This window comes from Brakhagea slesvicensis (assembly GCF_052161625.1).
GTDB lineage: Bacteria > Planctomycetota > Planctomycetia > Pirellulales > Pirellulaceae > JBKCUI01.
In genome coordinates this window covers 4,229,837-4,253,478 of the sequence record NZ_CP197412.1, presented here as the reverse complement: position 1 = coordinate 4,253,478, position 23,642 = coordinate 4,229,837, and the positions used below count along the sequence as shown (strand labels likewise).

Here is a 23,642-nt window from a genome sequence, read left to right as displayed (position 1 = left end):
CCCACCGAGGACTCCCCAAAGCATGTCTATGAGTTCATCTGCGAATCAAACGCCGGCCCCCATGAGCAAAACCGTTGTTTGGCTCGTCTGTATTATGGCTTCCATCGGATTTGCTTTCGACATCTACGAGCTTCTGATGCTCCCGCTGATCTTGGACTCGGCAATCGGTTCGTTAACCCAAGGGAAAATGACACCAGGCTCTGAAGACTACATTCGATGGGCGCGGACACTGTTTTTTGTCCCAGCCTTCGTAGGAGGTATCTTCGGCTTGCTCGGCGGTTACTTGACCGATTACTGGGGACGTCGACGTGTATTGACGTACAGTATTTTGCTCTACGCATTCGCGGCGTTGGCAGCTGGCTTTACCACCAATCTTTATCAGCTCCTCATTTGCCGATGCTTGGTGTTCGTCGGTGTTTGCGTGGAGTTCGTTGCCGCTGTCGCTTGGCTGGCTGAACTCTTCAGCGATCCAAAGCAACGGGAAAAGGTGCTTGGATTTACCCAAGCCTTCTCGTCCCTGGGGGGAATCTTGGTCGCAGTCTCTGCAGGTCTTTGTGCGTACCTTGCTCAACGGCAATTGGTACCAGCCATTTACGGTGTTCACGAAGCTTGGCGGTACACACTGATTTCGGGTGTCATCCCTGCGCTTCCGTTGATTTTCATTCGCCCCTTCCTGCCCGAGTCTCCAGCTTGGCAAATCAAGAAGAACGCCGGGACACTCAAACGACCCAACATCTTGGAGTTGTTTAGCCCCCAATTGGCAAAGACAACCATTGTGACCACTCTCATGTTTGCGGCCTCGTATGGAATCGCCTTCGGAGCGATCCAACAGCTGCCGCAAATCCTGAAGGCCCCAGTCGGTGGCCACAAGGAGATTTTGGCTGTCGGCAAGGCAGCCGTAGCAAAAGCGAAAGAGAATGCCGCGAAGGATGGGCAGCCGGAATTGACGGAGCAGCAGATCAAAGCGATCGCTCGTACCGCCAATGATGGTGCAGCGGCAGAAGTCGCGAGCATGCAAGAGATGGGAGGTCTCCTGGGCCGCGTCGCATTCGCGCTCGTCGCACTCCTCGCGATCACCCGCCGCGATCTCTTCCGAATGTTCAGCTGGCCCGCTCTGATTTTTATCCCCGTTTTCTTCTGGTGGATTTCCACGAGTCTGCAAGAGGAATCGCTTGATACGATTCGCTGGGGGATCTTTATCGCTGGCTTCCTGACGGTCGCGCAGTTCAGCTTCTGGGGCAATTACATTCCGTTGGTGTTCCCGGTCCATTTGCGAGGAACAGGGGAGAGTTTTGCAGCCAACATCGGTGGCCGTATTATCGGGACCTTCGCGGCGTTCCTAACGCTGACCCTATCGGAAGCGAAACCACCGAATCCGGGACAGATCGCCGTCGTTGGCGCCTGCGTGGCGGGAGGGTACGCGTTGGTCGGAGCACTGCTTAGCTTCTTCCTACCTGAGCCAGGACCTGAAGCGGAAGAAGCGTAAAGCGGTCTATGAGCTCTCTCGTCGAGAATCTGTTTCAAACTTTGGAAGGGGCACGAGCGATCGATCAGCTCCTCCAAGCTCCGTTGTCCGCTTGGCTTCCACACCTTGGCTCCAAATCTCTGGTCCTAATGCAAGGGGCCAAGGGGGCTTGGAAGAAGTCGCTGCAATTGGGACTTTCGGCACCAGAACCCCCCGATTGGAATTTGGCCAGTGAAGCGCTCGATTCCCGCTCACCCGCAGAGTCGGGTATTTGGTCGTATTACCCCCTCCACAGCGAGACCCATCGCGATCTCGTTTTGTGTTTGCACCCTCCGGTGTCTACCCCACACCGCGCCCATGTGGAATCCGACAGCAGCGCGATCGCCCGCGCCATCGATATTTGGCATCGGCAACAGCAAAAGTCCCGCGAAGTCATTCGGCTCAATCAGATCCTCAACGTCGCCGCCGATTGGCACTCGCATCAAGATCTCGATCGACTGCTTCAGGACATCGCGCAAGCAGCAACGCGATTGCTGAAATGCGACCGAGCCAGCATCTTCCTTTGGGACAAATCCGCGAGGGAACTCGTTGGGCACCCAGCCCTCGGAATCGAAGGAAAACCGCTTCGTATTGCCGACGACAAAGGGGTCGCAGGAGCGGTTTTAAAAAGCCTCCAACCGAGACGATGGGACCGCTCCGATCCTCGCGACGAAGTGGATCGCCGGGTCGATACCAGCAGCGGATATCGCACGGACTCCTTGCTCGCCGTCCCGCTGGTGGACCAACGGGGCAAACCCATGGGTGTCTTTGAAGTCATCAATCATGCCGATGGTCGATTCGACCATCAGGATGAAATCGATTTGCTGGAACTTGCTCGACACGCATCGGGGGCACTCGCCAATACCCAGCAGATGCAGCGACTGGTTCAAACACGCGACCGCCTAACGCGAGATGCTGTTCAGCAGGTGCAATTGATCGGCAATTCGCCGGAAATGGAATCTTTGAAAAAGACCATAGAGAGAGTTGGCGATACCGACCTCGCGGTCTTGATCCTCGGCGAGAACGGTACCGGTAAAGAAGTGGTATCCCGCCAAATCCATTACCAAAGCAAACGACGTTTCGAGCCTTTCATTGCAGTCAATTGCGCAGCCATCACCGAAACGCTTCTCGAAAGCGAGTTGTTCGGACACGAAAAAGGTGCGTTCACCGACGCGCATGAAACGAGAACTGGAAAGTTTGAATTGGCCTCCGGTGGAACCCTCTTCCTCGATGAAATCGGCGACATGAGCATGGCCGGCCAAGCCAAACTGCTGCGCGTGTTGGAAGAAAAGGTTGTCGTCCGCGTCGGCGGTTCGAACACCATCCCCGTCAATGTACGGGTCATCGCGGCCACCAATCAAAACCTTGTTGATTTGGTTAGGCAAAAGAAATTTCGAGAAGACCTGTATTTCCGTTTGACGGTGGTCACGATCAATCTTCCTCCACTCCGACAGCGAAGCTCGGACATCCTCGAGCTGGCCGATTTTTTCATGGCCATGTTTTGCGCGAAAATCGGGAGACCGAAACCGTCGTGGAGCGAGAACGCGAAGCGGAGATTGCTCGCGCATGATTGGCCGGGAAACGTTCGCGAGCTCCGCAACATCGTCGAACGGGTTGCCTATCTTTCGACTGACGACATTGTGCATGAGGATGCAATCGATTTCGTTCGCTCCCCTCGTTCACTGCAGTCGTCCGAGCCTGGAAATATCGATTTGCACAAGTCGCTCGCGGACGCTACTGCTGACTTCCAGATCCGGTATATCGAAGAGCAAATCAAAGCATCTCATCGCAACGTCACCCAAGCGGCAGAGCGAATGGGTCTTCAAAGGTCCAACCTCTATCGAAAAATGAAACAGCTGGGAATGAACCAACCCGAAGGGGGATAACATGAATGATTCGCGTCGCCAAATGATCGCGAACACTCTCACGTGGACCTCGTTGACTGCAGCGTCGCCCATAACATCGCTGGCGTCGATCGCTCCCGTGAATAAACCGATTCGAATCGGACAAATCGGAGTGGCGCATGCCCATGCTTCAAAGCTCTCGGTCTATCGTCGATCACCTGACTACGAAGTGATTGGAATCGTCGAAGAGAATGAATCGCTCCGCCGATCTGCAGCCGACAAAGATCCCTATCGTGGTTTGACCTGGATGTCGCGTGAGGAGCTACTTTCCCAGCCAGGCCTTCAAGCCGTCCTCATCGAGTCGGAAATTCGCGATTTGCTTCGCCACGCGGACGCTTGTTTGCATGCCGGATGCCACGTCCACATCGATAAGCCAGCAGGAACTTCGCTTTCAGAGCTCGAGCAAGTATTAGAAATTGCTCGACGCGAGAAACGCATTGTGCAAATGGGCTATATGTATCGATATAACCCCGCCATTCGGTTGCTTCAGGAATTCCTAGACGCAGGCTGGCTCGGGGATATCTTTGAAGTTCACGCGGTGATGAGCAAACAAATGAGCGAGGCCGAACGAAAGATACCAGCCGTTTATCCCGGCGGCATGATGTTTGAACTCGGTTGTCACCTTATCGACTTGGTAGTACGGATATTGGGTGAACCCAAATCGGTATATGTGTCGAGCAAGCATAGTTCAATCATCGCCGATTCTCTTCAAGACAACATGCTCGCGGTCCTGGAATATCCAACCGCCTCGGCAACCGTAAAAACCAGTTGCCTAGAAGTCGAAGGTGGAAATCGTCGACATCTCGTCGTATGCGGTACCCAAGGAACCTTTCACATCGAGCCTCTCGATAACCCTAAAGTACGCCTCACTCTAGATCGGCCCCAGGGGAAGTATCGTAAAGGGGAGCAAATCATTGAACTCCCTCGCTACACGCGCTACGTCGATGACGCTCGCGATATGGCACAAGCGATTCGCGGTGAAAAGGATTTTGAATATCGCTACCACCACGACTTGGCAGTGCAACGCACTGTCTTGAAGGCCAGCGGGTTATTGAATTGACGTCTGTCTGCTCGCAGCGCATGGCTCACTGCGACGCCGTAGCTTTCTTCGTTTAACAGTCAGCCGATAGGCGTGCTCGGATGAATGCGCAGCACTTCATCGCCCGTATCTTTTCGTGCAGGGAGCAAGGCATGATGAATACCAATCAGCGTTCAGTCGGGGACGCTTGAGCTGCCATCCATTCGCGGATATACGCATCGTCGATCAAGTGCGGATAGAGTTTCTGAACTCGCTCGATTTCTTCGGCCTGACCAGGACTGAGCGATTCACGATCATCGAGACAACAATTGGATTCGATCAACCCCTGTCGATAAAGGACTTCATGAATCCCTGCAATGCAACCATGAAATCGATTCGCTGCATCGAAGATAGCGGCATTCATGTCGGTCACTTGATGAGCCAATCGCAGAAGCTCTCGTAGCTCAAGGGCGCTCTCATCGGAAGACAGTGTTAGCACGCGCTGACAGCGTCGATGCATTTCTACCGCCGTGCGCGTCCAACAAGCCCAATGGCCTAGCAATCCACCCTGAAACCGAATAGGACGGCTCCCTTCGTCATCGCCGAGCAAGTACTCGCTACACAAGTCGACAAGAATGGAGTCATCGTTTCCGGTGTAGAGAGCGATTTCATCTTGCCGTTGAGAATCGTGCAAAGCACGGACAACGTCCAAGGTTTGGTAGCGATTGAATGGTGCGACCTTGATCGCAACCACGTTGGGTAACTCGCAAAATTCACGCCAAAATCGATACGAAAGAACTCTGCCTCCAACGGCAGGTTGCAAATAAAAACCGAAGAGAGGAATGATTTCGCTGGCCCTTAGGCAATGCTCTAAAAGCTCCCTTTCCGACGCATGCTTCATCACCCCCAGGGATAACAATCCGGCGTCATATCCGATCGATTTTGCAAGGCTAGCTTCCGAGGTGACTTGTTCGGTATCGCCATAGAGCCCTGCCACCAAAACCGTGTCGCGACGACCACTATCTCGGGCGATCTCGGCGGCGAGACGCCAGACAGGTTCCAAAAGCCCAACGCGCGGATCGTGGATAGCAAACTGGGTTGTGTGGACTCCAACGGCCAATCCACCCACGCCGCAATCGAGGTAGTAACGGCTCAATCGCGATTGGCTGGCCTCATCAAACGACCGGTCTTTTTTCAAGGCCAACGGGTGTGCCGGTATGACCAACCCCTTCAAAAGCTGGCGTCGCAGCGTATCAATATTTTCCATCCCGACTCTCGAAATGCGTGGGTTTGTTCAGAAGACGGCCCCCTGTCTGAATCCAATGACCGATCCAACGCATCATGGTTTCAATCGAAACGGAAGGTCGACCAAGCTTCTCGACCATCCGTTCGGTATTGCTGATCAGCGCGAGCGATTGCTCCTTACCGGAGAAGTAAGGAGTTCGTCCGAGGAGATTGCCAAACTGCTCTGCGACGACGCGCACCGAGTAAATCGAGGGGCTGGTCATATTGATCGCCACCGATGGGGATTCGCAACATCGAAAGGCTCGCAGACACATCGCGTTTGCATCTCCCTGCCAGATCGCATTGAAATAGCCGACATCGAGGGGTACCGGCTCGCCGTTCCAAACTTTGGTCGCGATATCCGTCAGCACACCGTATCGCAAATCATGAGCGTAATTGAGGCGCAACAACACAGTCGGATTAGCCTGAGATTCCAAGCGAGAATAATGTTGAAACAACCGCTCGCGCGCGATGGCGGCGTTGGCGTACTCCCCCATCGGCGTTAGGGCGTGGTCTTCTCGACAACCTCCCGTCGCAATAGGGACGTTGGGGTACACATTTCCAGTCGATAGCGCGACGATTTTGCACTCACGATAACGCTCCGAAAGGTGCATGGGTGCAATCGTGTTGGTGACCCAAGTTGGAACCGGGTCGACAGATGTCCCGAACTTCATTCCGACCAGATAGAGAAGATTGCTCGTGTCTGGAAGCTTCGCGACCTCATCGCGGCAAAGCAAGTCCGTGCACCGCGTCTCAACACCTTGCTCTTCCAACCATGCGCGCGCCGCTGGATTCTGAAATCGACTGGCAGCAATCACTTGAAGGTCTTTTCCTAACGTTTCCGCAGCACGCTTGGCTAATACAGCCAAGGTGGGTCCCATCTTGCCACCGGCACCTACCAAGACCAAGGGTGATTCGAGTTCTCGAACCGACTCGAGAACACCGGGGTCTGGCTCTGTTAGAATGGCGTCGAGTTGGTCTTCGGTCTCGATCAAATCAGGTACTTCGTTTGCCATTATGTCCAGGTACAGGTGAGGAAAAAGTCTGATGTGGCTGCACCAGTATAAACGTTCTGCGTCGGTCTAGGTTTGGGGAGTTGAGGCTATGTCCCTATCGATTGAACTCTTCACGGAGAATGACGTCCCAGCTGCAATGCGGCTCGTGGAGCAAGCGGGATGGAATCAGTTACCTGCCGATTGGCATCGCGTCGTCCGTCTCGATCCCCACGGATGCTTCTCAGCCCGGCTGGATGGCGTCGTAGTCGGAACGGTCACCACGATTTGCTATAAAACCGATTTGGCTTGGATCGGGATGATGCTCGTCGACCACCGCTTGCGTCGGCGAGGAATCGGGAGGCTCTTGATGGAACGCGCCATTGCGGAATTGCATTCGCGTTCCATTCGCTCTATCCAATTGGATGCAACACCGATCGGAAAGACGTTGTACGATCAATTGGGTTTCCGAACCGAATTCGCATTCCATCGATGGCATCGCCCCGGAAACACCGGTGGGTCTTCTCCCGTATCATACGAATCGGGCAGTTCAACCCAGGACGTTCTTTCAGACCAGCATCGCACGCTAGACCGAGTCACGTTTGGCGCCAATCGAAGCGAACTGTTAACCCGATTGGCCGAAAGTTCCCAAACGGTCACTTGCCCAGACGGTTCGTTTGGCATGCGCCGGCCGGGACGGATCGCGGACTATCTAGGTCCCATTTCAGCGACCGAACAATCTGCTGCACCTATTGTAAGCGAACTGATGGCCCGGACGGATCGCGATTTATTTTGGGACATCCCTTCCCAGAACACCGATGCCGTGTATTTGGCGACTCGCCATGGATTTTCGCCAGTGCGAACGTTGTTTCGCATGACGATGGGATCGGCTCCCAAGCCTCATTGGGCTACGATGGTTGCCCTCGCCGATCCAGCCCTTGGTTAGTCGCAGGTGGACTCACCCTTACTCTTGAAACTTGCGAGTCAGCGAGATTCTCTTTCTCGGAATATCAACTTCCAGTACCTTCACCTTGACCGAGTCACCCACCGAGACGATTTCGTTAGGGTCTTTCACGAACGTATTCGAGAGTTGCGAGATGTGGATCAAACCGTCTTGATGGACTCCAATGTCGACGAATGCTCCAAAGTGGGTCACGTTCGTGATCAAGCCTTCCAGCACCATTCCTTCCTTAAGGTCGTCCATCGACTGCACCTCGTCCGAGAAATGGACCGCTTTGAATTCACGCCGAGGATCGCGCCCCGGCTTGCTAAGCTCTTGAATCACATCGGTGATCGTCATCGCGCCGAATTGGCTGTCGGCCAAGTCGCTGGCACGGACTTTCTGCTCCAATCCTTGCATGCCGACCATTTGGACGATCGGTACACGCAGATGCATTGCAATGCGCTCCACCAGTGGATAGCACTCGGGATGCACTGCCGAGTTATCGAGTGGTTGAGAACCTTCGCGAATGCGAAGAAACCCCGCAGACTGTTCGAATGCTTTGGGACCCAGCTTCGGGACTTTTAGGAGCTGGTTCCGATCGGCGAATCGCCCCTTTTCGTCTCGAAATCGCACGATATTTTCCGCCAGCTTAGGCCCTATCCCGGATACGAAGGACAACAACGAGACACTGGCCATGTTGAGATCGACCCCCACTCGATTCACGCATGACTCCACTTCCCGCTCCAAGCTCTTCTTTAGAAGGGATTGATTGACGTCGTGTTGGTATTGCCCAACCCCGATCGACTTGGGATCCGTTTTCACTAGTTCCGCGAGCGGATCCTGCAATCGATGGGCGATGCTGATGGCACCTCGCACGGTCACATCCAAATCCGGATACTCACGGCCCGCAAGTTCGCTCGCGGAGTAGATCGAAGCGCCCGATTCGCTCACCATGGCTTTGGTGATGGAAAGCTGATGCGATCGAATGAGATTTGCAAAGAATGAGTCTGTTTCGCGTGAAGCGGTCCCGTTGCCTATGGCGATCAGTTCGATGTTGTATCGCTGTATAAGCCCGAGAACGGTCTTCTCCGCTCCAGCCGTATCGGAGGTCGGAGGAGTTGGATAAATCGTCGCATGCGCCATGTACTTTCCGGTTCCATCGACGACAGCTAATTTGCACCCCGTACGAAATCCAGGGTCAACTCCCAACGTCACGCGTGGACCAGCGGGCGGGGCAAGCAGCAGTTCGCGCAGGTTTTTAGCGAAGACTTGAATGGCTTCGTCGTCCGAACGCTCTTTGAGTTTTTGCATCACCGTCGATTCGGTAACAGGCAATAGCAATCGATCCAAGCAATCCTCCACCGTGGCAATGAGTTCCCGATGGAATTCAAATCTCGGATTGCTTAAAAAGTACGAACGCATTTGGGCAACGATTTCATCGCGGTCAACGTCTAAGCTTGCATTGAGAATACCTTCTGCTTCGCCTCGCTGGATGGCAAGAAATCGGTGCGAAGGGATCTTGGAAACGAGTTCACTATAGTCGAGGTACTGCTCAAATTTCTCAGCAGCCTCTTTCTTGCCACGTTTCACTTTTGAGACAATCCGCCCATGTCTCATCGCTAAATCTGTAATCCAAATGCGTGTTTCAGCATCCTCGGACCACTGTTCGGCGACGATGTCTAAGGCTCCCGCTAAAGCAGCTTCCTCATCGGGTACCCCAAGCTCAACTCGTACGTAGGGTTTCAGCACTTCGAGACGCGGTTTTCCAAGGTTGGTTTGTCGAAGCAACAACTCGGCTAATGGCTCGAGCCCACGCTCTTTCGCCAGGGTCGCTCGCGTACGACGCTTGGGTTTATAAGGAGCATAGATGGCTTCCAACGTAGAGAGATCTTGGCACTCCAAGATCTGTTTCTGCAATTCGGGCGTAAGGGCCCCCAGTTCGCAAATGGTTTTGAGCACCGTACCTTTGCGAGCATGGAGCTCTCGGGCCTTTTCAAGTGAATCTTGAATGAATCGCAAGGCAACCTCGTCGAGACCTCGCGTCGCTTCCTTTCGGTAGCGAGCGATGAATGGGATTGTGTTGCCTGCATCCAGCAATTCCACGGCCGCGATGACTTGAGTCGATTGCACCTCAATAGCCTTCGCGATTTCAGCGCAAATTGCTTTCAGATCGAACAGAACTTCAACAAGGTTTTGGGAAGACATAGAGTTTGGTTTGGAATACACGAACAAGCTTGGCGATACGGCTTGAATGCACCGTCGCAGCATGCGGCAACTTAAATTCGCTGAAAGGACTCGATGGTTTGCTGTGCTGCATCGCGAGCGTTGGGAAAGGAAAAGACCTCGGCACTGAGATAGCCGCTATAACCGGTTTCTTCGAGGGCTTGGACCAAAGGGAGCCAGTCTAAGTGCCCTTTTCCGATCGCCTGCCGATTCGAATCGGCGAAATGGACATGCCCTATGCTCCCGGCACAATCCCGAATCGATGCGACCATATCGGCTTCTTCGATATTCATATGAAACCAATCCGCGAGCAACATGGTGGAACCGAGCCCACGAGTGAGTTCCGCCCCTTGTGCCAACGTGGTGGCTTGGTCGGTCTCATAACGATTGAGGGGTTCGTAAAATAGGGGGCGACCAATCCCGGAGGCGAGCTCGTTCAATTGCTCCAACGAATCTCGCAGCCATTTCCGCGCTTCTGACTTGGGAAGCGCAAGGCTAGAACGACCTTGCATGCTCCCAACGATGGCGGAGGTTTCTAACGAAGCTGCAACGCGCATGATCGATGCGACGAACTCGATCGCTTTGCCGCGTTGCGCCCCATCGGGATCGCAAAGCAGCAGTTTGTGCTTCACCCACCCAGCCCCCGTTCCGAGGGCGGCCACCTTTAAACCGGAGAGACGAGTCGGTAAGTGCAAAGCTTGGACTGTCTCGGCATCGGGTGGAAAGATCTCGATCGCATCAAACCCAAGATCGCAAGCGGTGCGGATCGCCTCATCGACATCGTGCCAAAAGACAAAGGGGCCACCCGAGGCTTCAGGTACGAGCGAAAGCGTAACGGCAGATTGAATCATAAGTTGTTCGCGATGTCGTTGAGGGAGGGACTATTCTTTCGAAGCCGCAATCGGAGCGATCAGCTTTTTGGCTTCGAGCACGGGACGGAGCGTTTGGGCCCACTTGCGATATCCGATATCGTTGGGGTGGAGAAGGTCAGGAAACTCTTCAGGCTTTGCATCCCCTTTGTCATTGGCGAAAAGGGACCAAGTATCGACGACACTGACTTTCTCGTCGTCCTTCACCCGGGAGACTAACAAGCGGTTTATTTCGCGGATCTTCGAGGCGGGTCGCGCTTTGCTTTCCGATGCAGGAAAGACCAAACACAAGACAACGGGAGTGTTGGGGTTATGTTGGTGAATCTTTTGGATGATGAGAGCGACGTTGTCCGCGATCGTCTCGGGCTCTGCCTTTTCTTCCAGATCGTTGGTTCCCATTAGCAGGACGATCCCACTGGGGTTCAAACTCAACACATCTTCGTTCAGTCGCAGGAGCATACCGCGTGTGGTATCGCCTGATATGCCTCGATTTGCGAGCTTCGCCGTTCCAAATTCACCTTTGAAATTCTCCCCCCAACCTTGGGTGATCGAGTCTCCAAAGAACACGAGCGATCCTTGATCTCGTTCTTTTTGTTTGATCCATTGCGAGCGGCGTTGCTTCCAGAGATTTCGAAACCAGTCGTATCGACGGATGGGTCCAGCCCCTTCGAGACCTACATCGGTTGGGGGAAGGTCCAAGGAACCCGATGCGGAAGCCGGAACGTTGGTAGAGTCTTGTGCCAACGTCGGAAAAGCCATGCAGTAGCTGGAGACGAGGGTAAGTGAGACGACGCTGGCAAATACGATTCTTCGCGAGGAAGTCGACATGATGCAATGAGATCCGAATGGGGAAAGACCGGTTAGAGAGGCCGGTAGTATAGCGAATCTCGACGGCGCAGCAGAGCAAACAACGAAACAGGGCATCCATGCCCGCCCCTTCGCTACACCACACTACGCCTGGGTCAGCGTCGTTGCGGGAATCGAGGGTCCCGCGATCCAATGCGGGTCGTTTCGTGGCTTCTTTGGACAAATACTGTGTGGGGAGAAAAGGAGACTCGCTGGCCGAATCCGTCCGCCGTGCGAGTCTCCGATAAAAACAGTCCCGGGTTGGCATCCATGCTCCCAAAGACACGCTCCTGATAGGGCCTTTATGCAGCAGCCAGCATCGGTTGGCTGGCGTATCGCACAACCCCCTCCACAAACTCTTCAAAAATGCGAATATCCAAAGCGCTAGCGGCTGGGGATTCTGGATGGAATTGGCATCCGACAACGAACCAGTCGTCCGATGCGCTTTCGATGCCTTCGATGATGCCGTCCTGGCAGCGCGCGGTGACCTTGAAAGCATCGGCGAGACGATCGATCGCCATGTGGTGACGGCTGGTGACGCGAATTTCACCTTCACCATAAACCCGTCCGAGGATGGAATCGGATTCTACGATCAACGAGTGACGGTGATTGGGATCGTGAGGATCGCGGTGGGGAATCGCATGCGGAACATCGATCGGAATATGATAGAAGAGATTTCCACCCTCGATGATATTAATCAATTGAAGCCCAACTCCGATGGCCATCAAACTCATTCGACGATTCGATACTTCTTGAGCGAGCCGGCGGTCAAACTCCTCCCGTCGCGATTCCATCGGTCTGACCGAACTATGGAGCATGTATCCATCGTTGCGAGGGTCTAAATCGGCTCCGCCGACCAAGACAAAACCATCGAGCGTATCGAGGATTCGGCACATACTTTCGTGGTCCGACATCGGGGGTACCAATACAGGAATCCCCCCCGCGTTGGCGATGGCATCGAAATAGCCAGCAGCCAGGTAGCAGTAGGCAGGAGTGCCTTGGTTGGCACCGCGAAAATCACAATTCAATCCGATCAATGGTCGCTTCATTCTAATAGGATCCTCCTAACAAAAAATGAATAACAAGAATCTGGGTCGCCAGCTATCGCGTTGCGCGGGAGTGCAAAGGAACGATGGCTAACAAACGGTTTGATGGCTTGAGGAAAGGAACCAAGAATCCATCCTGGTGATCAAGTCGGCAGAGAAACGACCCTGTATGTACCACTGGTGCATGACAAGCCATTCCCCCGAAGTTGTTTTGACGGCTTCCTTAAAGCTCAAATCGATAAGACGGGAAAAGGTGTTACACAACTCATTCGAGTCTCAGTGGGCGTCGCTCGAGTAACGTTTGAGTGGTCAGAAGGTTAAGTTAGATTTTCTCAATTGCAAACGCCCCACAATATTTAGTCCCCCTATCAAATGCTAGCACGAGATTCTGAGCTAGCAAAACGGGCGCAATCCTCTCTCAGAATCGCAGTTCACGAAACAAGCTCGCAGCAGGGGATTCCGATCGGTGATGTTCGCATTCGGCCAAGTGATCTGCCTAGAAACGGAACAAGCGCGATCCAACATGAAGAACGCCTCACCAGCTGAATTGCTTGTTGATTTGCTTGAAGTCGAGCCCTGCAAACCAGTCCTGGGAAACGGAGAATCCACCGCGAGATTCGGCGATTGCCTGTGAAAGAGCCAATTCGCCCGTGACGAGTGGCGGAACCGCGAGAGGAATGGCGATTAACGCAAAGGAGGGGAAACTAATCCCGAGAAGCGGCGACGCCGGAGTAGTGCTCCAACTGCCGATCGGCCTCCTGGATCAAGCGAGCGACCCGCAAGTCGAATTCATCGACCGGCTTCGCCACATTCGCATCCACAGCCGACGCGCGAAAATGCGCACCGCAGAGGTGACAGACGACATCCTTGCCAAGGTGTTCAATGGAAATCTGCAAAGACTTATGACAGCTCGGGCAGCTGCGCAAAAACCGTATCGATTGAGCCATGGAATCCAAACTCCAGATTCGCGTGTTTCGAGCACACGGATTATTGCGCCTCCACAATCCTTTGTCAACATGTTTATGGCAAACAAAACCCCAAAAGGAGGCCATTGGCTGGATTGGAATAAAAAAAGGAGAGGGTCGTCCCTCTCCTTTTCGCTTTTTGTTGTTTTGGCCGACTAACGAGCTTCACACTCTACTAGGTTCAAAAACCCTATTCGGTGGTCAAATCAGGCCAGTTCCGCGCTTCGCTACTGGAAGGATTTCCCGCATCCGCAAGACTTCACTTCGTTCGGGTTTTCGAACGTAAACCCTTGCCGCTCCAAGCTCTTATGGTAGCCGAGCGTCGCGCCATCCAACAGCAGGGCACTTTTCTTGTCGATGACGTAGCTGACCCCGTGTTGCTCGTAACGGGAATCCTTGTTCTCATCGTACTTATCATCGAATTGGAGCGAATACTGGAAGCCTGCACAGCCTCCCGCCATCACACCGACACGAACAAAGGTTTCTGGGCCAAAGCTGGCTTCGGTGTACGCTTTTTTCAGCTCTTCGGCAGCGACTTCTGACAAACTAAACGCCATCTGAGATCCTCATCACCAACAAAAGTAACCTCTATAATCGTCGTTCTTCGGGGAGAACGAGTGCTCTCGTAAACGATTACCTTATAATATGCGCGGAATGCCAGGTCCGGCAAGTCAAATTTGACTTTGCAGCTATTATCGATCCTGCTATTCTATTCGGCCCGAATCGGCTTGGCCCTTCGTTTGCTCCCTTTTGCAGAGCGTACGGTTCGTCCGTTCCCTGCAAGCTCGAGCGGTCCGTCGCGATCCCCAATCGCCCAGGACCTAATCGAGCAGGAAAAGTTGCAGCACACACCAAGTCTTGCCCGAATAGGGATTTTTACACTTCTCAGGTCACCCAAGTCGTCAGGATAAGACAGAAATGGTCAAGCCACACCGAAAGCTCAAAAAGGCGAATCACGGACAGCGCGCCGCCAACAGCAAGGCCCGCAAAGCAAAGCGACGTAAGGTCCGCACCTAAGCCCACCCGGAGTTGCCCCAAGCGTCCCCAGAACGCTTTGCATCCCCACTTGCTTGTGAACGAGGATCTACTTTGGTTGCGAAAGAATTCATCGTCGATCCGGATACCATCGATTTCGACAATGTCTTGGCCGACATCGATGAGATTCGAAAGTACAACCCTCAGCGTTTCGAGATGGAGCAATTGACGGCTATTGTCTACGAAGACCCCGTCAAAGTTGCTTGCGTTGGCTACAAGGATCTCACCCAGGACGAGTTCTGGGTCCGTGGTCACATGCCGGGGATGCCGCTCATGCCAGGCGTCGTGATGCTCGAAGCGGTCGCACAAGTATGCTGCTATTGCTCCCACAAGTACAAATTGCTTGGAGAATCCATGGTTGGATTTGGCGGGCTGGAGGATGTTCGATTCCGAGATCCGGTCCTGCCAGGATCCCGGCTTATCGTCATGTGCGAATTGCTGAAAGTCCGCAAACCCCGCTTGATCGTATGCCGGTTCCAAGGGATTGTGGGACGAAATATCGTTGTGGAAGGGATCCTCAAAGGAATTCCTATCCCTGTCGATTATCTCAAGTCGCTCTACACGACTGCACCCGCGAGCTAAATCCGCTGCGCTTGCGAGCTAAACCGATCGATCGGCCAGCTGAATCGATCCCGCTGCCCAGACGGAACAAATTCCCTAATCGTTGCACTCTTCCTCAAGCAGGAGTGTTCGGCCCGTCGAAAATATAGGCTGAGCGGGAATCCGCATCCAACTTCCGGCGTATGGGTTTAGGGGATTGAACGTTGATTCGGCAGTCACTTGGATGGCTAGGAATGACGAGCTTGTGCGTGTCCCTTTCGGGCTGCGCCATCGTGCTCGCGCCGCCAGGCACTCCGCACGTTAGTGCCCCTCTGACCACCGCCGATCCTTCCCTCACGCATGCGCTCGTCTGTTCTTGCTCGGACGGGAACTCCTACGAAGCTCACGAACAGTGGGATAGCTACAGTGCTCTCTCGGACGATTTTGAACCGGTGAGGCCGGAGCTAATCCCTCCTCGCTGGAAAGACGCGGGGCTTCTAGCGGGTGCACACCTTTCGGATTGGAAAGATCGGTGCCGTGCACGTCATCAAACCTCTTGCGAAGCGTGTAAGGCTTGGTTTCAAACCAAAGTGAAGCCGCCCGAAGAGCCACCTTGGCCCAAGTTTCATCCGATCCCTGCCGCCCCTGCCTTCACGCCTCGCGAAGACGAAGTAGAGGTCGAGGCGGTCGACTCGAGCAAATCGCACAAATCGGCTTGGCACAACGCCGGCAAGTGAAACGCCGGCAAGCGAAACACAGCCAGTAAAAAAGCGGCCGGGAAGAGCGGACCTGTTTGGAAGGCTGCACGGGGGGGATTCTCTTCTCAGAGAGCATGCCTGGCTTTTACGGGCCAGAGAATTTTACAGGTCAGAGAAATCGACAAGTCTGGGGAGTGAGGGATAGAATCAGCGTGGGCACACACGCGTGCTTCGATTTCCTTTTCTCGCAAGAGTCTTCCCCCAAACTATGCCAGAGTCAGCTCAAAATGGGCCATTCCCCTCCGCGTCAGCCATCCTTTGGATTGACGGAGTCGGTTCGTTTGCTCTTTGCCCGGCGGAAGAGCTGGTATTGGGACAAGCGACCTCTGACAGTGTTGCGGACCTTTGCATTCGCGGCAGCTTGAGCCGTCGTGCCGCAGCGATTCGCAAAGTAGGCGAAGACTACATTCTGCAGCCTATCGCCGAAGTACGACTTCGTGGCGAGGTCATTCAAAAGCCGGTTGTCTTGCACCACGAGGACCGATTTCAGTTGGGGAATGTCGAACTGTTGTACTCGCGTCCCTCGCCGCTGAGCAGCTCGTCACGCTTGGAGCTACAGCCACCCCATCGATGGCAGCCATTGCTCGATGCTGCCATTTTGCTGGGAGATGCGTGCGTGATTGGCCCTTCCGAGCAATCGCACGTCCGGTGCCACGATTGGCAACACACCTTGCTCCTCTTCCGTCATGGACAAGGGTGGTGGGTACGGCCTCCCGATGGGTTGTGTTTATGGAATGGAGATCAAGAGGAAAGCGCCCCATTTCCGCTTGTACCAGGCCAAAAAATCACGGGTGGGGAAATCTCGCTGATAGTAGAATAAAAGCCAAGATCTCAGGAATCCAAACGAAAGCACTTCTAGTAAATCCGTTTAGATACCTCTTTCCACAAGAGGTTTCCCGTCGCTGGACGCTAGAAGGTAGTGCGATGTTTGCCGTCTTGAACCGCTGGAAATCTCCTCCCGTTCCAGATCAGCCCGGTACTAGTCCTAAGCCTTCTCCTCCAAAACAGAATAGAAACATCGGTGCTTCGATGAAGTTCCAATACGGCAATGGAGACAAGCCGCTCGAGGGGTATGTCATCAAACGGGGCGTCGGCGCGGGCGGCTTCGGCGAGGTGTACTTTGCCGAAAGCGAATCGGGCAAAGAAGTCGCCTTGAAGCGAATCCAAAAGAACTTGGAGGTCGAAGTCCGCGGAGTGCGACATTGCCTTAATCTCCGCCACCCGAATTTGGTCGGTATCTATGACATCCGATTCGACAAAGAGGATCAAGGCTGGATTGTCATGGAGTTCATCGCAGGAGAATCCCTTCGCGATCGAATCGACCGCCACTCAACGCATGTCGACTTAGATGAAACCATCGCCCTCTTTGCGCAGCTCGCCGCAGGGGTTGCCTATTTGCACGATCAAGGGATTGTGCACCGAGATTTGAAGCCTGCGAACGTCTTTATCGACAACTCGCTGGTGAAGATCGGCGACTATGGCTTGAGCAAGTACATCAGCACATCGCGTCGGGGTGGCCAGACCGAAAGCGTGGGGACATTTCATTACATGGCCCCCGAAATCGGAAAAGGGGAGTATGGCAAGGAGATCGACATCTACTCGCTGGGTGTCATTCTCTATGAAATGCTCACCGGTGTTGTTCCTTTTGATGGTGAGAGCAGTCAAGAAATCATTCTCAAACATTTGACAGCTGATCCAGATGTCAGCATGTTGCCCCATCCCTTCGCGTATACCATCCAAAAAGCATTGGCCAAAAACGCAAGCTCACGATTTCGTGACTGCCGTGAGATGCTAGAGGCTATTGGATGGGAATTGGATCGTAGCGGAATGGCCGTCCGTAGCTTGAATGGTGTTCCCAATCTCGGAGTCATGCCACCGGTTCTACCCAAGCACCCACCGCAAATCCCTGGGGTCACACCGTCGGGAGCCAAGCAATTGGGGAACGATCACCCTACGATGGCAGGTGGCCCAGCCGTAAGTCTTGCCGCGCTCGGCGCCATTCCGTTGGGACCGAACAAAGCGTTCCCCGGAGGCGCGTTCCCGGGAAGCCACAACGCTGCTGGAAACAGCCATTCCCCCCTTTACTATGAACCGGTCGCGCGAGCCGTTCATCAAGCCACCGGCGAAGCACAGGCTTGGTTTCGAAGCTTGCCGTCCGGGATGCGCGGGGTTGTGATCGCAATCTCGATTATCTTGCTTATAACCAACGGTGGATGGATTGCCCCTCTCGGGTTCATGGCTTTGTTCGGCTATGTGATCTACTACATTGTCTGGTTCCTCACAGGGGGTCCAGCGCGTGCCCAAAAAACAATATTGCCGCTAAAACCCACCTTTGCGGCAGCTAACCATGTTCCTCCGGCTGCAAATTCTCCGCGAGGTGCAACTGTCTTCGCTCCGGTGCAGCCAGTTGCCAAGACCACACCGGTTCCCTACCGCGTTGCGTTGAGGAATTGGCAAAAGGATCAGCGTGAACAACTTCATTCGAGAGCGATATGGACTAAGACCTATGCAAGAACACGTTCTTGGGGGTTTTCTGGAGCAGTCATTGCATCTCTGGCGCTGGCGAGTTCGCTCCTGCTTCACGCGAGATTCGACGGAGACAGTACACCTTGGCTCGGAGGGATTGCATGGACAGGCGTCATGGCCCTACTGACATCCTGGACGGTCATCTTCTTTGCACGTCGCTGGGAGGCACAATCCGAGGACTCGATTGTCTATCGATTCGTCTTGATGTCATCCGGTGTGATGCTGGGCTTAGCAAGCTACGGTCTCAGCGACTGGCTGTACATCCCTTGGCAGGAGATCACAAGCACCCAATGGGGTAGCGTTGAATTCCGCTCCCCGGAGTGGAATAAGGCCTGGAAGGGATTCTACAGCGAGGGGGGCGAGCCTCTCTTGCCAGCCCACATCGCGTACTTTTGCTGTTTGATGTGGATCGTCAGGTGGTGGAGGCAAGCGGACGTTTTAAGACGAAGCCGATTTAGCATTTGGACGATCGCATGGTCGGTCGCCATGGCAGCACTCGTGCAAGGACTTTTCGCGTTTCCAATGCCTTGGTGCTTGCTCCTAGCAGGCGTTACTTCCTTCGCCGTGCAACTGTCGTCGCCTTGGATCAACTACAAAGAGGCGAAACTCGCCTAAGGATTCGAACCTATGAAGTGCATCATCTCCTGCTTCCTCTTCACCATCGTCATCACGGTGCAAAACCCGGAAAGCGAGTTGGCTGTGGTGAACCAACAGCCACCCAACGCGCCGACCGCTCCTGCTCCCCCACTATTGGAAGATCCTTCATCAAGCCCAGTGCTGAAGTCCACCGATGAGAAGGAAGCTGTGCAAGTGGATGCACCAAAGTTAGATTCTCCTACATCGAAGCAGCCCTTGGATAAACTCATACTCCCTGTGGATGCTCCGGATTGGGTACGGGCGCCGCAGATAACGGAGGGTGAACTTCGGTTCGCGATTCCGACGGCCACCGCAGAAGACTTGGAACAGTGCTACGAAGAATTCGAGTCCCAACTGCTTTCTGAGGTGCAACGAGCACTCGACGCACACGTGCTTCGCTATACGAGCGCTAGCCAACTTGATCCCTTGACCAAGAAGTACATCGAGGATCACTGGTTGGTTCAAAACTGCGAGTACGACCAAGTGATCGAGTTGCCCTCTGGCACCTATCACCAATTGTGGAAGCAGATTTATATTTCCAAGGATCAGATTGCCGTCATTCGAAGCTGGGAAGAGCGAGCCCTCCTTAGCGAGCGAATCGTGAAGGTTGGAGCGTTGGGCGGGGTATCGATCGGCGGAATGCTCCTTTTGTCTGGGATGGTTGGGGTTTTGGCTCGTCGGGAATCGCGTAAACTGAAGGCATGAGCTCCTTAAATACACCCGTGAATCCTGAGCGAATTCTCGTCGATAGCATCCGAGCCGGCGATACCGATGCCTGGCGCCAATTGATCGACCGCTACGAAGGACGGTTACTCGCCTTCGTGTCCGCGCGTTTGCTTGACCGTTCGCATGCTGAAGATATCGTTCAAGACACCTTTTTGGGATTCTTGAACAGCCTGCCGAACTACGATTGCGAGAGACCGCTGGAAGGCTATCTGTTTTCCATTGCAGCCTACAAACTGACCGACCATTTGCGAAAGCTAGGACGCAGACAAGCGACTTCTTTTACTTCGCCCGATGGTTCCAGCGATGGTGCCCAGCAAGCCCCCGCTCCCTATCGAGCTGTGAGCAGTATCGTTCGGTCGGTCGAACGTCGGGATGCGGAAGAGTTGGCTCTCGTCGACGCACTCCGAGAGCAGATCAGCAAATGGAAGGGGAAAGAAGACTGGAAAAAGCTCAAGTGCATCGAATTGCTATTCGTTGCCGGCATGAGCAATAAAGAAATCGCCGAGAGACTCGTAGTTACCGAGCAGCAGGTGGCGAACTACAAGTCCGATTTCATTCTTCGAACCAAGACGCTTCTCAGTCGACTAGCAAACCGCGAGTCCTTTCCAGAATTGGGATAGGACCCGCCTCGGTTCGAGACAAACGATTAGTTGACTTTCCAAGTCTCACCGCTGTTGAACAGCTTTTGAAGATCGCCTCGACCCTTTTTCGCGACGACTTCATCGATCTGACCATGCACGGCTTCTTCAAACGTATAGGTTCGAACGTCGCGGAAGACACCGATGGGCTCTGGGAACTCAGGGCGTCGCATGCGAGAAAGCATATAGACCAACGTCGAGTTGGCTTGCTCGTCATGGAACAAGAGATCGTCTTCTTTGACTTTGCCATCCTTCAAATCGACCACTTCCAGATTCAGCCCTTGAAGCCGAATTCCCTTATCTCGGTCCTTGCCGAATATCATCGGCTTGCCGTGCTCCAACTCGATAGTCGTGTCTTCACGTGTTGCTTTGTCCTGAGCATACGCCCAAGCACCGTCGTTGAATACGTTGCAGTTTTGGTAAACTTCCACGAACGAGGTACCGCGATGTGCGGCAGCACGCTTCAAGGTATAAGCAAGGTGCTTCACGTTGCTATCGACCGAACGAGCAATGAAAGTTGCTTCCGCACCCACTGCCACGCTAATCGGATTCAACGGGTGATCCACCACGCCCATCGGCGTACTCTTGGTGATCTGTCCCTCGACGCTCGTCGGGGAGAACTGACCTTTGGTCAAACCATAAATGCGGTTGTTGAACAAAATGATGTTCAGATCGACATTACGGCGGAGCAAGTGAATAAAGTGGTTCCCTCCGATACTGAGCGCATCGCCATCCCCAGTGATCACCCAGACGCTCAAGTCCGGTCGAGCAAGCTTGAGCCCCGTGGCAATGGCTGGTGCACGTCCATGGATGGAGTGGACTCCATAGGTGTTGACGTAATACGGAAAGCGACTGCTGCATCCGATGCCAGAGATAAATACGGTCTGCTCGGGCGGCACACCGATCTCCGGTAGTACTTTCTTCATTTGAGCCAGGATCGAATAGTCGCCGCATCCGGGGCACCATCGGACATCCTGATCGCTTGCAAAATCATCCGCCTTCAAGACTGGGAGTGCTGTACTCATATTGGTTCCGTTCAATTGTAAACTTGATTTCGATGTTGATTGCTTGGTGTATGCGCTATGCAAAACTACTTCGCATGTGCTTCGTGTCGCACCGACGATTTGCAGTGCTCCACGATTTTCTCGTGTAGCTCACGGACCGTAAAAGGTTTGCCCTTCACCTTGTTAAAGCCGACCGCATCGACCAAATATCGGTTGCGAATCAACATGCGCAGCTGACCCATGTTCAACTCGGGAATCAATACATTCTTGTAGCGAGAAATGACCTCACCCAGATTGCTGGGGAATGGATTCATGTAACGGATGTGAGCCAATGCGACCGAGTGCCCTTCCGCTTGCGCCTGCTGGACGGAGGTTAAACACGTCCCGTAGGTACCACCCCAGGAGATGACGAGCAAGTCGCCACTTTGAGGCCCGATAACCTGTTGAGGTGGCAGCAACTTGGCTGCATTGGCCACCTTTTGCGCTCGGATATTGACCATCTTTTGGTGGTTGTCCGGATCGTAACTGATGTTCCCCGTTCCATCCTCTTTTTCCAATCCTCCAACGCGGTGCATGAGCCCCGGGGTTCCAGGAATCGCCCAGGGGCGTGCGAGCAGATCGTTTCGAGCATAGGGCTTAAACGGTCCATCAGGGTTGTTGTTCGCCGAAGGATGTTCGACTTGGATCGGCGAAAGCTTAGAGACATCGGGGACCGCCCAAGGCTCGGCACCGTTTGCAATGTAACCATCGGACAGAACGATCACCGGCAACATGAGTTGCGTCGCGAGCATCCAAGCCTCTTGTACGATATCAAAACAATCGGCAGGACTGCGAGCTGCCAAGACCGGTAACGGCGCCTCCCCGTTTCGACCGAACATGACTTGCAGCAAATCCGCTTGCTCTGTCTTTGTCGGCAATCCTGTGCTCGGACCACCTCGCTGGACGTCGACGATCAACATGGGGAGTTCCAGCATCAACGCTAGCCCCATCGCCTCCGCCTTGAGGGCAATACCCGGTCCGCTCGATGTCGTGACCGCCATTTGCCCTCCGTAGGCAGCGCCGATGGCCGAACAAACGGCAGCGATTTCGTCTTCCGCCTGGAACGTGCATACCCCAAAGTTCTTGAACTTTGCAAGCTCATGCAGGATATCGCTGGCTGGGGTGATGGGATATGTGCCGTAGAACATGTCCTTGCCAGAACGCTTTGCAGCGGTCATCAAGCCCCACGCGAGCGCTTGATTCCCCATGATGTTTCGGTAGGTTCCGGGAGCAAGCTTGGCAGGCTCGATGCGATAGGAATGACCGATCCCTTCGATCGTTTCGCCGAAGGCCCAACCAGATCGGAGTGCCTTCTCGTTCGCTTGAGCAATCACCGACTTGCCATCGCCGAACTTACCGTGGATGAAACGGAGCGTTGCATCCATATTTCGACCATAGAGCCAATACACCAGCCCCATGGCGAAGAAGTTCTTGCAGCGGTCGGCTTCCTTCACCGTCAATCCGAATTCGGCTACGGACTCTTTCGTAAGCCGCGTCATCGGTACTTTGATCAACCGATAATTCTCCATGGCGGGCTCTTCCAATGGATTCGTTTTGAGCTTCGCCAGTTTCAAGTCTTTGTCTTCGAAGCTGTCTTCGTTGACGATCAAAAGCCCACCTTTGATCAAATCCGAGAGATTCGTCACCAAGGCGGCAGGGTTCATAGCGACCAAGGCATCAAGCGAATCGCCAGGCGTATGAACTTCATGCGAGGCGAATTGCACTTGGAATCCAGAAACACCGGCCCGCGTCCCGCGAGGCGCGCGAATTTCCGCGGGGAAGTCAGGAAACGTCGCAACGTCGTTCCCCAACAACGCCGAGGTGTTGGTCAACTGGGTTCCCAACAGCTGCATCCCGTCCCCAGAGTCGCCCACCAACCGGACAGTCACGCCGCTTACAGAATGTACAGGCTTGCTCGAAATAGCTTCGGTAGTCATCAGAGGTCGCAAAAAAATAGGAGCGCATTCGGTCCTGCGCAAAAGGTGTAAGTCCGTTCCCCGAGATAGAACGGGTCAGATGCAGGCCGCTGTTAACTGGCGACCTCAGGCAATCTGTAACGGTAGTATCGATAATTCCGACCTACCAGTTTCACATATTCTGGCAAATCCGATGGAGGTTGAGTACCTCAAAAACAACCCAAAGCGCC

The 23,642-nt window shown here is 54.0% G+C and carries 21 protein-coding genes; 12 read left to right on the top strand and 9 right to left on the bottom strand.

Annotated elements, in window-relative coordinates; translation table 11 throughout:
* Window positions 1-28: 28 nt before the first annotated feature.
* From SH467x_RS16130 to SH467x_RS16120, 3 genes are read left to right on the top strand one after another with little or no spacing between them, the layout of a single operon-like run.
* A complete protein-coding gene (locus SH467x_RS16130) occupies window positions 29-1,486 on the top strand; it encodes an MFS transporter (protein ID WP_482368133.1) in 1,458 nt (485 codons plus the stop codon).
* 8 nt (window positions 1,487-1,494) lie between these two features.
* A complete protein-coding gene (locus SH467x_RS16125; protein ID WP_482368132.1) occupies window positions 1,495-3,390 on the top strand; it encodes a sigma-54 interaction domain-containing protein in 1,896 nt (631 codons plus the stop codon).
* A 1-nt stretch (window position 3,391) separates the two neighbouring features.
* Complete coding sequence (locus SH467x_RS16120) at window positions 3,392-4,468, top strand: Gfo/Idh/MocA family protein (RefSeq protein WP_482368131.1); 1,077 nt, start codon at window positions 3,392-3,394, stop codon at window positions 4,466-4,468.
* Between the two features lie 145 nt (window positions 4,469-4,613).
* Here SH467x_RS16120 and SH467x_RS16115 read toward each other — a convergent pair whose 3' ends face one another.
* A complete protein-coding gene (locus SH467x_RS16115; protein WP_482368130.1) occupies window positions 4,614-5,693 on the bottom strand; it encodes a dihydrodipicolinate synthase family protein in 1,080 nt (359 codons plus the stop codon).
* Window positions 5,680-6,726, bottom strand: a complete 1,047-nt coding sequence (locus SH467x_RS16110) for an NAD-dependent epimerase/dehydratase family protein (RefSeq protein WP_482368129.1) — start codon at window positions 6,724-6,726, stop codon at window positions 5,680-5,682. The genes SH467x_RS16115 and SH467x_RS16110 overlap by 14 nt, the downstream gene beginning before the upstream one ends.
* Window positions 6,727-6,814: 88 nt before the next feature.
* Here SH467x_RS16110 and SH467x_RS16105 point away from each other — a divergent pair, with 88 nt between their 5' ends.
* Window positions 6,815-7,648: a GNAT family N-acetyltransferase gene (locus SH467x_RS16105; protein ID WP_482368128.1), complete on the top strand. Its 834-nt coding sequence runs from the start codon at window positions 6,815-6,817 to the stop codon at window positions 7,646-7,648.
* 18 nt (window positions 7,649-7,666) lie between these two features.
* Here SH467x_RS16105 and SH467x_RS16100 read toward each other — a convergent pair whose 3' ends face one another.
* From SH467x_RS16100 to SH467x_RS16085, 4 genes are all read right to left on the bottom strand, one after another.
* Window positions 7,667-9,850: a Tex family protein gene (locus SH467x_RS16100; protein WP_482368127.1), complete on the bottom strand. Its 2,184-nt coding sequence runs from the start codon at window positions 9,848-9,850 to the stop codon at window positions 7,667-7,669.
* A gap of 71 nt (window positions 9,851-9,921) precedes the next feature.
* A complete protein-coding gene (locus tag SH467x_RS16095) occupies window positions 9,922-10,719 on the bottom strand; it encodes a TIM barrel protein (protein WP_482368126.1) in 798 nt (265 codons plus the stop codon).
* Between the two features lie 30 nt (window positions 10,720-10,749).
* The gene (locus SH467x_RS16090; protein WP_482368125.1) at window positions 10,750-11,565 is read right to left on the bottom strand and encodes an SGNH/GDSL hydrolase family protein; all 816 of its coding nucleotides are present in this window, start codon (window positions 11,563-11,565) and stop codon (window positions 10,750-10,752) included.
* Between the two features lie 320 nt (window positions 11,566-11,885).
* Window positions 11,886-12,632 (bottom strand): gamma-glutamyl-gamma-aminobutyrate hydrolase family protein, encoded by a 747-nt coding sequence (locus tag SH467x_RS16085; RefSeq protein WP_482368124.1) that lies wholly within the window; start codon window positions 12,630-12,632, stop codon window positions 11,886-11,888.
* A gap of 674 nt (window positions 12,633-13,306) precedes the next feature.
* On the opposite strand from SH467x_RS16085, the gene SH467x_RS16080 reads away from it, so the two are divergent.
* Window positions 13,307-13,753: a hypothetical protein gene (locus tag SH467x_RS16080; protein ID WP_482368123.1), complete on the top strand. Its 447-nt coding sequence runs from the start codon at window positions 13,307-13,309 to the stop codon at window positions 13,751-13,753.
* A 68-nt stretch (window positions 13,754-13,821) separates the two neighbouring features.
* On the opposite strand, the gene SH467x_RS16075 is transcribed toward SH467x_RS16080, so the two are convergent.
* The gene (locus tag SH467x_RS16075) at window positions 13,822-14,151 is read right to left on the bottom strand and encodes a HesB/IscA family protein (protein ID WP_482368122.1); all 330 of its coding nucleotides are present in this window, start codon (window positions 14,149-14,151) and stop codon (window positions 13,822-13,824) included.
* Window positions 14,152-14,512: 361 nt separating this feature from the next.
* Here SH467x_RS16075 and SH467x_RS16070 point away from each other — a divergent pair, with 361 nt between their 5' ends.
* The 7 genes from SH467x_RS16070 to SH467x_RS16040 all read left to right on the top strand — a co-directional run bounded on the left by SH467x_RS16070 (window position 14,513) and on the right by SH467x_RS16040 (window position 20,435).
* Complete coding sequence (locus tag SH467x_RS16070) at window positions 14,513-14,611, top strand: 50S ribosomal protein bL37 (protein ID WP_369299140.1); 99 nt, start codon at window positions 14,513-14,515, stop codon at window positions 14,609-14,611.
* Between the two features lie 72 nt (window positions 14,612-14,683).
* Complete coding sequence (locus SH467x_RS16065; protein ID WP_482368121.1) at window positions 14,684-15,211, top strand: 3-hydroxyacyl-ACP dehydratase FabZ family protein; 528 nt, start codon at window positions 14,684-14,686, stop codon at window positions 15,209-15,211.
* A 212-nt stretch (window positions 15,212-15,423) separates the two neighbouring features.
* The gene (locus SH467x_RS16060) at window positions 15,424-15,906 is read left to right on the top strand and encodes a hypothetical protein (protein WP_482368120.1); all 483 of its coding nucleotides are present in this window, start codon (window positions 15,424-15,426) and stop codon (window positions 15,904-15,906) included.
* Window positions 15,907-16,135: 229 nt separating this feature from the next.
* Window positions 16,136-16,747, top strand: coding sequence for an FHA domain-containing protein (locus SH467x_RS16055; RefSeq protein WP_482368119.1), 612 nt, complete (start codon window positions 16,136-16,138; stop codon window positions 16,745-16,747).
* A 104-nt stretch (window positions 16,748-16,851) separates the two neighbouring features.
* Complete coding sequence (locus tag SH467x_RS16050; RefSeq protein WP_482368118.1) at window positions 16,852-19,068, top strand: serine/threonine-protein kinase; 2,217 nt, start codon at window positions 16,852-16,854, stop codon at window positions 19,066-19,068.
* A 12-nt stretch (window positions 19,069-19,080) separates the two neighbouring features.
* Complete coding sequence (locus SH467x_RS16045; RefSeq protein WP_482368117.1) at window positions 19,081-19,794, top strand: hypothetical protein; 714 nt, start codon at window positions 19,081-19,083, stop codon at window positions 19,792-19,794.
* Window positions 19,791-20,435, top strand: coding sequence for an RNA polymerase sigma factor (locus tag SH467x_RS16040; RefSeq protein ID WP_482368116.1), 645 nt, complete (start codon window positions 19,791-19,793; stop codon window positions 20,433-20,435). Before SH467x_RS16045 ends, SH467x_RS16040 begins: the two co-directional genes overlap by 4 nt.
* A 26-nt stretch (window positions 20,436-20,461) precedes the next feature.
* Here SH467x_RS16040 and SH467x_RS16035 read toward each other — a convergent pair whose 3' ends face one another.
* Together SH467x_RS16035 and SH467x_RS16030 are read right to left on the bottom strand one after the other, a co-directional pair.
* Window positions 20,462-21,478 (bottom strand): 2-oxoacid:ferredoxin oxidoreductase subunit beta, encoded by a 1,017-nt coding sequence (locus SH467x_RS16035; protein ID WP_482368115.1) that lies wholly within the window; start codon window positions 21,476-21,478, stop codon window positions 20,462-20,464.
* A 65-nt stretch (window positions 21,479-21,543) separates the two neighbouring features.
* Entirely contained in the window at window positions 21,544-23,433 is a 1,890-nt protein-coding gene (locus SH467x_RS16030) for a 2-oxoacid:acceptor oxidoreductase subunit alpha (protein ID WP_482368114.1), read from the bottom strand.
* Window positions 23,434-23,642 lie beyond the last annotated feature (209 nt).